This window comes from Streptomyces triticagri, assembly GCF_003429565.1.
In the GTDB taxonomy this organism is placed as follows: Bacteria; Actinomycetota; Actinomycetes; order Streptomycetales; family Streptomycetaceae; genus Streptomyces; species Streptomyces triticagri.
This window is the reverse complement of the sequence record NZ_QUAK01000194.1, coordinates 109,175-121,767: the sequence shown is the minus strand read 5'-3', so window position 1 is coordinate 121,767 and position 12,593 is coordinate 109,175. Positions and strand designations below refer to the sequence as shown.

The window sequence follows — 12,593 nt, the reverse complement described above, 5'->3', positions numbered from 1 at the left end:
CAAGAGGGTGCAGGCCCGGCGGAGTTCGGCCGTCAGATGCTCTGGATGACCTGTGCGCGCTGCTGCTGGTGCTCGGCGTCGGTGATGACGCCGGCCGCCAGGAGCTGGTCGAGGGTCTGCAGCCGGCTCGTGACGTCTGCGCTGGACGCCGGCGCCTCGGGCTGCGGGGGCGGTGTGCCGCCCTGGGCGAGGATCATGGAGAGCCGGTCGCGCAGGGCCTTGGCCGAGCCGGCGGGGACCTTCTTGAACTCGGCGGTGTTCCCGGACGCGTGGATGGTGACCGTGTCGGTGAATCCCGCCTTCAGCTCCACGGAGGAGATCCGGTTGAAGTGGAACTCCTCGATCTCCTGGTTGACGAGCCCGGAGCGGACGAGGAGGAGGCGGGCGCTGGTGAGGACGAGGAGGCCGTGCTTGTTGCGGTGGCTTCCGTACTCGCCCACCACGATCTCCTCGACGGCCTCCCCGTCCATGAGCGCCTTGGGCAGGCGTTCGATCTGGCTGCGGTGGCTTGTCGCCATGCCCCAGGGGAGCTTCTTGACGGCGGCGTCGATGTCGGGGCGGGCCATGGCGCACGGGTTCCTTCGCGTGATCGATGTGAGCCCGCACCGTAAACCGGACATCTTGATCCAATCCACTCTGACCAGTGCGTTTGTGCTGCCGGTCACACCCGCCCCGAGGGTGGAACCGTCACCGGCCACGGCCGAGCGACCCCATCCCCGACGCGGCCACGGCCGTGAGCGACGTTCCCGCGGCCGTGCCGACCAGCTTCTGCGCCCCGGGGACTTTCAGCAGCCCATACGCCAGGTACGCGGTCGCGTCCACGCGCCCCGGGGAATCCGAGCCGGGCTGCCAGGTCGCCCACTCGTCTTCCCACTCCGGCAGGACGCCGAGGGTGCGGATGCGGCCTTCGCGCATCTGCTGCGCGATCGGCTCGGCCCGGTCGAGCTTGCCGGCCTTCGCGGTCTTCTCCCCCAGGTACGGGCAGGGCCGGTCCGCGGGAATGGTGCCCTCGCGCTGCAGCGCGTCCCACGCGGTGCGCAGGATCAGCGTGGCCGAGTCGCCGCCGTACCGCTCGATGAGGAACATTCCGGCCCCGGTCTCGTACGCCAGCAGGCAGGCGGTGCGGGACCACTCCTGCGAGGAACAGGCGCGGGTGCGGTCGTGCGTCACATACAGCCGGCTGTCGGTGCCGAGGAATCCGGCGATGATGCCGGCGGTGTCGCGGCCGCCGCCGGAGGGGTCGATCGCGACCGCTGTCCGCTCGGCCGCCGGCGCCTTCTCGCCGGCGCGCAGCCGCAGCGCCTTGAGCTGGTCGTGGGTGATGAGGGCGCCTTCGCGGGGGCGCGGGTTGCCCTGGTAGAGCGCGCCCCAGTCGCGGGGGGTGGTGGTGCGGCGCTGCTCCTCCCAGTGCGCGGCGAGGGCTTCGGTGTCCTCGTCGGGGATCGTCGGGTGCGTGAGCGGGGCGCCGGCCTTACGGCCGAGGAGGTCTGGGCCGGTGATCGAGGGGTCGGCGATGGCCGGGAGGTGGACGACGACCCATCGTCCGCCGTCTTCCACGCGGCCTTCGAGCTCGAGGCAGCGGGCGGGCGGGTCGTCCTCGTGCCATCTGGTCTGGGTCAGGCAGAACGGGGCGCCGGGCTGGAGGCGCCGGAGGTAGGTGGAGGACATCCAGTCCCAGATGATGTCGCGCTCCCGGCGGGAGTCGGCAGCTCGGCGGTCCTTCAGCGGGTCGTCGAGGACGCCGGCGTCCAGGCGCTGGCCTGTCCAGCCGCCGCCGCACTGCACGGAACGCATTCCCCCGCCGGTGGCCAGCCACCAGTCGTGCGCAGCGGCCGCCTCCCGGTCGAGGCCGAGACCGAAGGCCAGGCCGTGCTCGCGCACGAGGGCGCGGACGTTGCGGCCCGCCCTGAGAGCGAGGTCGCGGTTGTGCGTCGAGTAGCCGACCCGGTGGGTGGGGTGGTGGGCGAGCCACCACATGACCCAGTTCTCCAGCGACAGGGACTTGCCGACCTGGGGCGGGCAGGTGATCAGCAGCCGGTCGTAGTCGCGGCCGAGGCCGGTCAGCGCGCGGCTGATGACCTTCACGTGCGCGGGCAGAGCGTACGCACGGGAGCGGCAGTAGCGGCCCATCATCGCCGGAGAGGCGAGGGCCGCGAGGGCGCGCAGGCGTGCGCGCTGCTCGTCGGCGCGGGTCTGCCGCTCCGCCACCGCGGTTCACCTCCGGGCACGCACAAGCGCCCACCCGTGGGTGGGGATTGTGCACCCGGCCCTTGGCAACCAGCGGTGACTGGATGCTCAGGCTACTGATCGCCTTCGAGGTCGACGGGGTCGATGTCCGCCAGGGCGCCCGCGTCGGGGGCGATCTGGGCGACGACGGCTTGGAGTTCAGCGAGGCGCTCGGCCTCCCCCATGGGGCCGGCCAGCGCGATCGGTGCGCCGCCGGGGACGCCTTCGACGGCGACCTTGCCGGGGCGGTCGAGGCCGAGGAGCCGCGCGCGACGGTCCATGATCTTCAGGCTGGCCTCGACGGCCTTGATCTCACCGGCGAGCGCTGCCGGCCACAGGGCGGCCTGGAGGTGCTCCAGGCGCAGTGATTCGACCTGGACCAACTCTTCGGCGTCCTGCTGCTCCTGTTCGCGCCAGGTCTTCAGGGCGCGGGAGATGTCGGTGCAGGCGGCGCCGCGGGAGGCGTAGCCGAGGTCGGTGGCGATGGTCTCGTAGTCGGCGCCGGACAGGCGCATGCGGATCGCCTTGCTTCGGCGCAGGGCGACCTCGGCCTGTTTCGCTTTCGATGCGGGCATAACACGCCAAATGTTCGCACGTGCCTATCGGTTCGCGCGTCCGGTGCGTGCCGCGAACCTTCGCCGTGCGTGGTGTGCGAGGCGGGATGGCAGATGGCGCTGCCGCGGGAGCGAGCCTGATCGCCCTACACACCCGGCGAATGCAGGCAGGATCAGATGACGGAGCGTCAACTCTCTATCGAAGGTTTGTCTCTATCGGGTATCGCCTTCGGGGTACCAGGGAGCGCTCTCAGCCGGAAAGTGTTGGGTGAAACGACCGGGTCCCCGCCAATTAGCCTGGCGGGGACCCGGGTCGAACAATGAATGCGACTCAGTCGTTGACGTCCTGGTGTACGTACGAAAGGGCTAGCGACAGTACCTGAGAACCAATAGAGAGATAGTCGACCCCAGCTGGGGGGTCACCGTATCCAGGCTCCGCAGGGGGCTGGATGAACCATGACATCTCTCCGCTCGACGGTTTCAGAAGAGTTGCAACGGTCCCGCCGTAGTCGACCGCGAACACCTGCCGGGCCGGGCCCTCCCCTAGGCCGACGAGCGCGCCGTCGTCGATCTCCAGGACCAGGGCTGCGCCGACGCGTCCGTTCTTCCGGTCGGCGTACGCCGTGTTCTCGGCAAGTTCGAGAGACGTCGGGACGGTGTGGCTGGTGTGGGCGTCGAGCTGTGCCAGATCAGTGAGTTGCTCGGCACTGGGGTGGAGCCGTCCGGTGACCATGCCGCCGGACGGGATGGTTTCGAGTGCCTCCCAGTCGAGTACGTACGCGGTGACCGGCAGCAGCATCCGGTCGCTGTCGTGGTGTGCGTTGATATTCAGCAGGCAGCGCAGTAGTTGATCGGTGTCGCTCCCTGCCGCGACGGCCATGCGTTGGGCCATGGCGTGAGAACCTCCTCGAAGTGCAAGTGCCCCACTTTGCAAAGTTGCACTGTGGTGACACACGACTCTTGCGCGCTTCAGTGCGCATCCGTGCACTGCGCGGCCATGCTTCACCCAAAAAAGGGGTCGTGAGTTCATGTACAGAAAGTCCGAGAGTTTGTAGAACATTCACCGACCGCGTGCACTTCGGGAGTAGACCACGGGACTCAGGATCCGTCGTCGTCCTTACCTGAACTGGCTCACGGGAGGTGAGCCAGGGTGGACCATTGCGCCCGCCCCGCGCGTGCCGCGGCAGGCACTCGGCATCCGGAGCTGACAACGGAGAGCCTGGTGTAAATCAAACGAGTTGACGACTCGTGGACGGAAGTTGCCGGAACTTGCGCCCGGCGGTCACCGACGGTTCGCGTTCCGCTCGCATGCCGCGCGCAGCGAGAGGGCGCGCCACAGCTCTGCGAGGACAGGATGGGCCGGGCGTGGCAGGGACAAACAGATGCTCACGTGCTCGATCCGCGCGGTGCCGTACTCGCGCGGGTCGGCGCCCGGGTAGACGATGCCGTGCGAAAGATGCCGCAAGTTTCGGGGAGGCAGCAGCCCGGCAGGATGGTTTCCGGGCTGCAGAGCGATCTCGCGGCCATCGATGCCGGGGTGAACGTGGGTCGGTGTGCCGCAGGCCGGGCAGCGTTCGAACCTGCACCGGCCTTGCCGGACCCGGGCCTGCCCGTCGGGGGAGTCGGCGGCCGGCCCCGTCACGACGTCTCGGCCTGGCGCACGACGTCGGTCTCCGTGGCAGGCGGCGCGTCGCACTCTGCGCCGCCGACCTGGTCCAAGGCCTGCGCGCGCACCAGGAGGCCGATGGTGCTGCCGTTCTCGTGGAACTCGGTGTCGTAGAAGATGCGCACGCGTCACTGCTCCTGGGGTGGCGTCGGGGTGGAGGCCTGCCGCCGCTCGGCCGGGGATTCCCGGTACGGCGTGGCCGGCGGGGCTGCGCCGGTGACGGACGCCCACCAGCCGGCGCACACCATGTACCCGACCGGGACGCCGTCCAGTTCGGCGACGGGCTGGTACGAGCCGTCGATCAGGGGCATGCCGTGGTGGCAGTAGAAGACCCGCTCCCGGCTGCGCAGGGCGTTCAGTTCGTAGTCGGTCTCCTGCTCGGGACTCCCGGTTCGGAACGCGCAGTCCCCGCACGGCGAGCGCATCACGGCCGGTGGCCGCGGGGCTTCGGTGTAGTCCTCGGGGTCCCAGCCTTCGACGTCGTCGGTGAGGCCGCTGCGGTGGCAGTAGAGGCAGGCGCTCGCGTGGGGTTCGCCCTGGCAGACCGGGCAGGTGTAGCGGGCGATGTGGAGTCCCATGATCACCTCTGCCGATAGTTGGCGAGGTCGCCGATGGCTTGGCGGGCCCGGTTGTCGTCGATGCCGATCTTCCCGACGAGGTAGCGCAGGTAGGCGGCATCCAGGTCTGCGGCCTCCAGGGCCTCCAGGACGTACAGGGCGTGCTGCCGGGCGTCGCCGACGGTCCACTGGCCGACCTGCTGTCCGTCGGCGTGCAGAACGAGGAACGGCCGGGTCTCCTGGTTGATGCCGGGCTCGAGCCACAGGGGCGCGAGAGCTGCAGCGTCGAGCGGCGGACGGTCTGCCCGGAGTTCCCTGATCATGAGGGCTACCTCATCCAGGGCAAGGCCGGTGATTTTCATCAACTGCCGTGCCACGGCGCAGTCGTGCTCGGCGCGCTGCGCTGCGGCCAGGACCGCACCGGCGTGGTCGTACGCCTCGCTGCGGTTCAGGGAGCGGACGCAGTCCATGCCGTAGCGCACGGCTACGACGTAGACGCCGTCGCTGGTGACGTCGGACTCGACCCACACGGAGTCACGCTCCGGTGCGGGGCGCTCGCGGCGGGGCTTGTTCGGCTTGTGGCGGCTCACGGGCGGCCTCCTGGTTCAGTCGCGGTGGGGCTGGGGCGGGATGCCGTCCATGAGGCGACGGCCGGCGGATCCGTCCGCGACGGCGCGGGCGCGGCGGCGTTCCTGGTTACAGCGCAGGCAGGGTCCTTCGCCTGAGTCGATGCCGGCGCGGTCGACTGGCCCTGTGGGGTGGCGGGTGCAGCCGGTCTCGGTGGGGTGCCGGTTGGGGTTGTAGAGGGCGTGGACGGCTGCTGCTGCGTCGGTGAGGGCGTCGTGGAGAGCGCGGCCGGTGTCGGGCCCAGGATGGTCGGTCCAGGCCTGCCTGGCGGGTTCTACGTCGGTGAGGGCGCGGGTGACGCGCGCCCATTTCTCCGGGGTACTCACGATGGGGGCGGCCTTTCTGGCTCATCGAGGTCGAAGAGGCTGGGCTGGGCGGACCGTTGAGGGATCGGCGGCCGGGCGGTGGTGCACGGTGCGGTTCGTGGTCGGGGTATTCGCGGTGGCCGGCGGTCGGGGTGGCAGACGGTGTAGTGCTCGCGCAGGCCTATCCAGCCGCCTTGTACGGGGACGGGGCAGGCGTGGCAGGTGACGTCCCACGGTTCGCCAGGGCGCAGGTCGAGCGGGCTCCTGGTCGTCATCGGTTTCGGCTCCAGGGCCAGCGCCGGCCGCGGCGCGTTTCACTCAGGACGGCGGTGGTGGCGTGGGCGGCGCCGAGTTCCCAGCCGGTGTCGAAGATCTCGTCGGCCTGTTGGTCGAGGTCGGCCCAGTCGACGAGGTGGCAGATGGCGCAGGTGCGGATGTGCAGCGGATGGCCGCCGCGGGTGTGGATCTCGTAGACGTGCTCGCAGTCCGATGGGGTGTCGGGATCGGTCATTGGTCTTCCTCGTCCCACAGGGCGGCGACGTGCCGCAGGACTCGTGCCGCTTCGTGTTTGGACAGGGCCTTGGCCGCGGCTTCGACGGAGATTTTCCCGTCGTCTGCGGGGCGGATGATGACGAACGCCAGGGCGTCGCGGCCGTCGATGGCCACCATCGTGGCTTCGCGGTCTGGCTCGCTGGTCACTGAAGATCCAGCGTTCCGGTGCACGGGCGGATCGCCATCGATCGGTCGTACGGCTGCTCGCACTTGTAGCAGCCGGGACCTTGGATGCTCATGAGGCTGTCGCCATCGAAGAGGCCCGAGGGCGCCTTTTCGGCGCGGTTGAAGGCGCGGATCGTCTCGTCGCTGACGCGGTGCATGACGATCACGGTCCACAGGTGCTCACCCGGGCCGGGATCGGCGGGCAGGGCACCGATCTTGTCTTCGGGGATGGGGAAGGTCATGCGGTTTCCTTTCGGGCTGCATCCATGGCGCGGTGCGCGGCGGCGTTGCGGTCGGCTTCGATGACGGAGGCCTCCGGGCAGGTCTGCTGGGTCCAGCAGGTGCGGCAGTGGCGGCGGTGGTCGCGCAGCTCCACGGCGTGGGTGCGTACGGCGTCCTCCGCGAGCGTGCGGGCACGTTCCCGGTCGGTCTCTGGAGCGCGGGCTGGCGGGACGGCTGCGAGGAGCGCTACCGCGTGCTGCTCACTGGCTCGGCCGCGCCGGTGCGGGCGTAGCGCGTGCAGGGTGCGTTCGAGGACGTACCGGCGGCGGTAGACCGCGGCGTCGTCCGCGCAGCCGCCACTGCACTGGTGCTCGGCCAGCCACACGTCGATGGCTGCGATCTCGCGCACCACGTCGTCCGGGTTGGCGGGGATCTCGTCGTTCGCGGGGGCCGCGCCCCTACTCACCTCAGGCTGAAAGACCGTCTCGCCCCCCAGATCTGTAGGGGGACCTGTATCCGGTATCTGTACCCCCCCGGCGCGCACGGGTTTCTCGATGCGTGCGCGCACGGGTTTCTGGGGCGTGCGCGCACGGGTTTCTGGAATCGAGGAACCCCGACGCGCACGGGTTTCTGACTCGTCAGAGTCGCGTGCGGGCACGGGTTCCTGGGGTTCAGAAGTGCGTGCGCGCACGCGGTTCTCGATGTCCTGGGCGGCGCGCTCGTGCGCGGCCTGCTCAGCGTCGAGGGCCTTCTGCTTCAGGTGACGGTCCTTGCTGCGGGTCTCGGTGACCAGGTGCAGGTGCCGCTCGACCGGCAAGGCCCCGACGGGTCCGACCACGGCGTCCAGGCGGTACTCGCTGCTGGTGTACTTGCGCCGCTTCCGGGACATCGCGCCGGCGAGCAGTGCGACCTTGAGGCAGTTGCGGGTGCGCTCCTCGCTCATGCCGGTCAGGGCGGCGAGCGTCGCGACCTCCGGGAACGCACGGGTGCCGTCGGGGTTGGCGTAGGTGGAACACCACAGGGCGACACCGAAGACATCCGCGATCGCCTTGCGGTGCGCGGCCGGCTTGCGGGTCTTCCGGGCGCGGTCGACGAAGTGCAGGCACTCGGCGCGCATCCGGCGCTGCCACTCGGCCCGGTACGACGACTCGGGATTCACCCCACTCACCGGACATCACCCAGCGCTGCAGATCCGGCACGCCAGGTGAAGGCGCTCGGGAGCGTGAGGGCAGGCGCCGCCAGGGGGCGCCGCAGCTGTGAACTGGGCATGGCCGAAACGCTAACACGAGTATGGAGCTGAGCTACACATGCGCTATGCTGACGGCCATACAGATATAGACGAAGCCGCTAGGATGCTCGTATGACAACAACTCGGCAGCGGGGAGCGGCCCGATTCGCGCTCTCGGTGAAGATGGCCGCGAAGGCCGGCAAGTGCAGTCAGGCGGAGATGGGCGCCTACATGGGGATCAGCCGTGACGCCATGGCCCAGAAGCTGGGAGGCCGGGTCCGCTTCAACCTGGACGAGGCCTACGCCCTGGCCGAATTGTTCGGCGTGGAGCCTGGCCGCATGGTGGACGGCGCCGGCGAATGGCTCGACGAGATCGACCCGGACGGAGTGCGAAAGCGCCTTGAAGAAACCGCAGGTCAGGGCTTGATCGGCGTTACCCGTAAGTAATATGACCGCCCGTGACCAGTCGAGACTTCTCAACTCCCAGCCGCCGTACGGCCCTCAAGGCCGCCACCGCCGCCGCGGCGATCCCGCTCGTCGCCGCCCCGCTCGCCCGGGCCGCCGACGCAGGACCCGCGTTCCTGCACGGGGTCGCCTCCGGCGATCCGCTGCCCGACGGGGTGCTCCTGTGGACCCGTGTCACCCCCACCCCGGACGCGGTGCCGGGCTCGGGCAAGGGGTCCGATGTGAAGGTGACCTGGGAGGTCGCGGAGGACGCCGCGTTCAACCGCGTGGTGACCAGCGGCAGTACGGTCGCGAAGGCGGCGACCGACCACACCGTCAAGGCGGATGTGCGCGGTCTGCGCCCGGCGAGCGACTACCACTTCCGCTTCACCGCGGACGGCGTCGTCTCCGCAGTGGGCCGCACCCGGACCACACCCGGACTCGAGGCCGCGGCCCCGGGCGTCCGCTTCGGCGTGGTGTCCTGCGCCAACTGGGAGTCCGGCTACTTCTCCGCGTACCGTCATCTCGCCGCGCGCGGCGATCTGGACGCGGTTCTGCACCTCGGTGACTACATCTACGAGTACCGCAACGGCGAGTATCCGGCGGCCGAGTACACGGTCCGCGCGCACGAGCCGAAGCACGAGATCGTCAGCCTCGCCGACTACCGCACCCGGCACGGCAATTACAAGACGGACACCGATCTGCAGGCCCTGCACGCCCGCCACCCGGTGATCGCGATCTGGGACGACCACGAGTTCGCCAACGACGCCTGGTCGGGCGGCGCCGAGAACCACACCCCCGGCGATGAGGGCGACTGGGCGGCCCGCCGGGAGGCGGCGAAACAGGCCTACTTCGAGTGGATGCCGGTCCGGCCCGCCACCGAGGGCACCGTGTACCGCAGGATCCGCTACGGCACTCTGGCCGATCTGCACCTGCTCGACCTGCGCTCCTTCCGCTCCGAACAGAGCAGCATCGGCAACGGCGACGTGGACGACCCGGACCGCACACTGACCGGCCGCGCCCAACTGGACTGGCTCAAGCAGGGCCTGGCCAAGTCCGAGGCGCGCTGGAAGCTGGTGGGCACCTCGGTGATGATCTCGCCGGTGGCGTTCGGTTCGGTGCCGGCCCATCTGCTCGGCCCGATCGGCGAGTTGCTCGGGCTGCCCAAGGGCGGTCTGGCGATCAACGTCGACCAGTGGGACGGCTACACGGACGACCGCCGCGAGCTGCTCGCACACCTCACCGACCACGCCATCAAGGACACCGTCTTCCTCACCGGCGACATCCACATGGCGTGGGCCAACGACGTGCCGGTGAAGGCCGCCACGTATCCCCTGTCGGACTCCGCGGCCACGGAGTTCGTGGTGACCTCGGTGACCTCGGACAATCTGGACGACATCCTGCACGTCGCCCCGGGCAGCCTCTCCCCCGTCGCGGTGGCCGCGATCAAGGCCGCCAACCGCCATGTGAAGTGGCTCGACATGGACGCACACGGCTACGGCGTCCTCGACGTCACCGCGGAGCGCACGCAGATGGATTACTTCGCGGTGTCCGACAAGGCCGATCCAGGGGCGAGTTCGGCGTGGTCGCGCTCGTACCGCACTCTCACCGGCACACAGCGTGTGGAGCGCGTGGAGCAGCCCGTAGGCTGACTCGCGAGCGTAAGCCGGAGGCGACTCCGGGCCCCGGCCGGGCAGCTGTCCGGCCGGGGCGCAGCACTGCGACATCGCGAGGCGGGGCAGAGTGAACGGCAACGGGGGCGCCGGAGCAGCAGGCGGCCGGAGACTGGTCGACGGCGGCCGCTTCGAGCTGATCGAACGGCTCGGCAGCGGCGGTATGGGCACGGTGTGGCGGGCCCTGGACACGGTGCTGCACCGTGAGGTCGCCCTCAAGGAGGTCAGGCCGCCCGATCCGGCGGCGGCCGAGTCCGGGGCGACGCTGCGGGAGCGGGTACTGCGCGAGGCGCGCGCCCTGGCCCGGATCAGCCACCCGCACGTGGTCACGATCCACCAGATCGTCGACACCGCCGAGGATCCGCACCCTTGGCTGGTGATGGAGCTGCTGCCGGGCGACACGCTCCAGGACCGCCTGGACCAGGGCCCGTTGACTTCTCAGGAGGCGGCAAGGACCGGCCGCCAGGTGCTCGCCGCGCTGCGCGCAGCGCATGCCGCAGGCATCCAGCACCGGGACGTGAAGCCGGCGAACGTGATGCTCAGGGCGGACGGCAGCGCGGTCCTCACCGACTTCGGCATCGCCGCGCTGCAGGGCTCCACCTCCCTGACGGCGACCGGCGACCTCATCGGCTCCCCCGAGTTCATCGCGCCGGAGCGGATCCGCGGCGTCGACAACGACCCGGCCTCGGACCTGTGGTCACTCGGCCTGGTCCTCTACGTCGCGGTGGAGGGCCACAGTCCGCTGCGCCGCGGCACCCCGCTCGCGACCCTCGCGGCGGTGCTCGACGAGCCCGTACCGCCGCCGGTGCGCTCGGGCCCGCTCGCGCCCGTACTGCAGGCGCTGCTGGTACGGGACCCGGCCGCGCGCCCGGACGCCGCGCGGCTCGACGGGCTGCTCGCCGAGGCCGAGTCGGGCGTCGCGCCCACCTGGTCGGAGCCCACCAGGACCGGCCTGCTGCCCCCGCCGGGCCCGCGGTACCCGGCGCCCGCGCCGCCGCCCCCGACCCAGCTCGACAGCCCGCACCCCGGCACGCCGTACCCCGCGCAGTCTCCCGTGCCTCAAGTGACCCCGCGCCGGAGCCGGTCGCCGGTGATCGTGGCGGTGCTCGCGGTCGCCGTCGCGATGGTGGCGGCCACCGCCCTGGTGTTCGTACTGCGCGACACGGGCGGCGACAAGAACGACGTGGGCGGCTCCGGCGGGCCGACCGGCGACCGGGACCCGGACGCCACCGCCTCGAAGGACCCGAGCGCCTCGAAGAAACCGAGCCCGGAGTCCAAGTCCCCCGAGAAACCGACCCCGGAGACCTCGACCAGCCGCCCCGAGCCGACGCCGACGCCGTCCGAACGACCGCCCGCCTCCGGCGCCTGGATCGCCCAACTCTTCTCGGAGTCCGTGTCCTCGGGCACCGCGGCCCGTGACCGGCGCCTCGCCGCAGTACGCAAGGACGTGCCGGACGCCCTGTACGTCCGCAGCGACAACTACGCCTCGCTGCGGCCGGGGTACTGGGTGATCTACGCCCCGGGGCCGTTCACCGACGGAAGGGCCGCCCTTCGCTACTGCGCCGAGCACGGCAGGACCAGCCCCAACACCTGTGTCGGCCGCTATCTGAGCGACGACAAGGACGACTTCGACCTGCTGTGCCGGCCGCCCGCGGGGAACCCGTCAGGGACCTGCTCACGCCAGTAGTGTCCCCATGACAACCCCCTACAGGGAGCCCAGGAACCCGAGCGCCAGCTTCCACGTCTCCTCGGCCGCCTCCGCGTCGTAGTCGGAGAGTTCGGGGTGGGTGTAGAGGTGGCCGGCCCCGCGGTAGCGGTAGACCTCCACGTCCGCGCCGGCCCGCCCCATGCGCAGGTACCAGGCATTCAGCCAGTCGTCCGGCTCGAAGGGGTCCGGATCGGCGACATGCAGCTGTACGGGCAGCTCGTCGACCGAGGCGTCGTCGGCGATGTCGGAGGTGCCGTGCAGCAGGAGCAGCCCGCGGGCCTTGTCGTCGGCGAGCGCCAGATTCTGGGCGAGCGAACCGCCGAGAGAGAACCCGGCGTAGACGAGCCCGTCGTTCGAGTGCGGTGCCGCGGCCGCGACCGCGCGCCGGAGCAGTTCGTCGGTGCCGATCTCGTCCTTGATCCGCATCCCCTCCTCGACGGTCTCCGCGGTCCGTCCTTCGTACAGATCCGGCACGTGCACCTCGTGCCCCGCGGCCCGCAACCGGTCGGCCGCCGCGTGCACGGCGGGGCCGAGGCCGCGGGACGAGTGGAAAAGGATGATGTTCATGGGTCCATCGTGCCAGGCGCGGGACTCCTGTGAGGGTCCGGGAGTTCGTCCCGACACCCCCTCCTGGCAGGACGCTCCGGGCCAAGTACGGTCGGGCGC

General features: G+C 70.5%; 16 protein-coding genes. 3 read left to right on the top strand and 13 right to left on the bottom strand.

Annotated elements, in window-relative coordinates:
- Positions 1-32 precede the first annotated feature (32 nt).
- The 12 genes from DY218_RS27070 to DY218_RS27025 all read right to left on the bottom strand — a co-directional run bounded on the left by DY218_RS27070 (position 33) and on the right by DY218_RS27025 (position 8,042).
- Complete coding sequence (locus DY218_RS27070; RefSeq protein ID WP_158574128.1) at positions 33-566, bottom strand: PH domain-containing protein; 534 nt, start codon at positions 564-566, stop codon at positions 33-35.
- Between the two features lie 121 nt (positions 567-687).
- Positions 688-2,208, bottom strand: a complete 1,521-nt coding sequence (locus DY218_RS27065) for a terminase large subunit domain-containing protein (protein ID WP_158574126.1) — start codon at positions 2,206-2,208, stop codon at positions 688-690.
- Positions 2,209-2,300: 92 nt separating this feature from the next.
- A complete protein-coding gene (locus tag DY218_RS27060) occupies positions 2,301-2,801 on the bottom strand; it encodes a hypothetical protein (RefSeq protein WP_128558749.1) in 501 nt (166 codons plus the stop codon).
- 310 nt (positions 2,802-3,111) lie between these two features.
- On the bottom strand, positions 3,112-3,672 hold the full coding sequence (locus tag DY218_RS27055) for a hypothetical protein (RefSeq protein WP_128558748.1): 561 nt from the start codon (positions 3,670-3,672) through the stop codon (positions 3,112-3,114).
- Positions 3,673-4,062: 390 nt separating this feature from the next.
- Complete coding sequence (locus DY218_RS35915; RefSeq protein WP_407703691.1) at positions 4,063-4,422, bottom strand: DUF6083 domain-containing protein; 360 nt, start codon at positions 4,420-4,422, stop codon at positions 4,063-4,065.
- Positions 4,419-4,571, bottom strand: a complete 153-nt coding sequence (locus DY218_RS34350; protein WP_158574124.1) for a hypothetical protein — start codon at positions 4,569-4,571, stop codon at positions 4,419-4,421. The genes DY218_RS35915 and DY218_RS34350 overlap by 4 nt, the downstream gene beginning before the upstream one ends.
- A 3-nt stretch (positions 4,572-4,574) precedes the next feature.
- Positions 4,575-5,024: a hypothetical protein gene (locus tag DY218_RS27050; protein ID WP_128558747.1), complete on the bottom strand. Its 450-nt coding sequence runs from the start codon at positions 5,022-5,024 to the stop codon at positions 4,575-4,577.
- Positions 5,025-5,026: 2 nt separating this feature from the next.
- Positions 5,027-5,593: a hypothetical protein gene (locus tag DY218_RS27045; protein WP_128558746.1), complete on the bottom strand. Its 567-nt coding sequence runs from the start codon at positions 5,591-5,593 to the stop codon at positions 5,027-5,029.
- A 613-nt stretch (positions 5,594-6,206) separates the two neighbouring features.
- Positions 6,207-6,446: a hypothetical protein gene (locus DY218_RS27040; RefSeq protein WP_128558745.1), complete on the bottom strand. Its 240-nt coding sequence runs from the start codon at positions 6,444-6,446 to the stop codon at positions 6,207-6,209.
- The gene (locus tag DY218_RS27035) at positions 6,443-6,634 is read right to left on the bottom strand and encodes a hypothetical protein (protein ID WP_128558744.1); all 192 of its coding nucleotides are present in this window, start codon (positions 6,632-6,634) and stop codon (positions 6,443-6,445) included. Before DY218_RS27035 ends, DY218_RS27040 begins: the two co-directional genes overlap by 4 nt.
- Entirely contained in the window at positions 6,631-6,894 is a 264-nt protein-coding gene (locus tag DY218_RS27030; protein ID WP_128558743.1) for a hypothetical protein, read from the bottom strand. Before DY218_RS27030 ends, DY218_RS27035 begins: the two co-directional genes overlap by 4 nt.
- On the bottom strand, positions 6,891-8,042 hold the full coding sequence (locus tag DY218_RS27025) for a hypothetical protein (protein ID WP_128558742.1): 1,152 nt from the start codon (positions 8,040-8,042) through the stop codon (positions 6,891-6,893). The genes DY218_RS27030 and DY218_RS27025 overlap by 4 nt, the downstream gene beginning before the upstream one ends.
- A gap of 192 nt (positions 8,043-8,234) precedes the next feature.
- On the opposite strand from DY218_RS27025, the gene DY218_RS27020 reads away from it, so the two are divergent.
- From DY218_RS27020 to DY218_RS27010, 3 genes are all read left to right on the top strand, one after another.
- A complete protein-coding gene (locus DY218_RS27020; RefSeq protein WP_128558741.1) occupies positions 8,235-8,549 on the top strand; it encodes a helix-turn-helix domain-containing protein in 315 nt (104 codons plus the stop codon).
- Positions 8,550-8,560: 11 nt separating this feature from the next.
- Positions 8,561-10,198 carry an alkaline phosphatase D family protein gene (locus DY218_RS27015; protein WP_128558740.1) on the top strand — a complete coding sequence of 546 codons (1,638 nt, stop codon included), beginning with the start codon at positions 8,561-8,563 and terminating at the stop codon, positions 10,196-10,198.
- 184 nt (positions 10,199-10,382) lie between these two features.
- On the top strand, positions 10,383-11,906 hold the full coding sequence (locus DY218_RS27010) for a serine/threonine-protein kinase (RefSeq protein WP_128558822.1): 1,524 nt from the start codon (positions 10,383-10,385) through the stop codon (positions 11,904-11,906).
- 18 nt (positions 11,907-11,924) lie between these two features.
- Here DY218_RS27010 and DY218_RS27005 read toward each other — a convergent pair whose 3' ends face one another.
- Positions 11,925-12,494, bottom strand: a complete 570-nt coding sequence (locus DY218_RS27005) for a dienelactone hydrolase family protein (RefSeq protein ID WP_128558739.1) — start codon at positions 12,492-12,494, stop codon at positions 11,925-11,927.
- Positions 12,495-12,593: the final 99 nt, after the last annotated feature.

Bases quoted from the DNA above. Each gene is read 5' to 3' on its own strand.
- DY218_RS27070 (WP_158574128.1), bottom strand. From the start codon at position 566: ATGGCCCGCCCCGACATCGACGCCGCCGTCAAGAAGCTCCCCTGGGGC.
- DY218_RS27060 (WP_128558749.1), bottom strand. From the start codon at position 2,801: ATGCCCGCATCGAAAGCGAAACAGGCCGAGGTCGCCCTGCGCCGAAGC.
- DY218_RS27055 (WP_128558748.1), bottom strand. From the start codon at position 3,672: ATGGCCCAACGCATGGCCGTCGCGGCAGGGAGCGACACCGATCAACTA.
- DY218_RS27050 (WP_128558747.1), bottom strand. From the start codon at position 5,024: ATGGGACTCCACATCGCCCGCTACACCTGCCCGGTCTGCCAGGGCGAA.
- DY218_RS27040 (WP_128558745.1), bottom strand. From the start codon at position 6,446: ATGACCGATCCCGACACCCCATCGGACTGCGAGCACGTCTACGAGATC.
- DY218_RS27030 (WP_128558743.1), bottom strand. From the start codon at position 6,894: ATGACCTTCCCCATCCCCGAAGACAAGATCGGTGCCCTGCCCGCCGAT.
- DY218_RS27020 (WP_128558741.1), top strand. From the start codon at position 8,235: ATGACAACAACTCGGCAGCGGGGAGCGGCCCGATTCGCGCTCTCGGTG.
- DY218_RS27010 (WP_128558822.1), top strand. From the start codon at position 10,383: ATGGGCACGGTGTGGCGGGCCCTGGACACGGTGCTGCACCGTGAGGTC.
- DY218_RS27005 (WP_128558739.1), bottom strand. From the start codon at position 12,494: ATGAACATCATCCTTTTCCACTCGTCCCGCGGCCTCGGCCCCGCCGTG.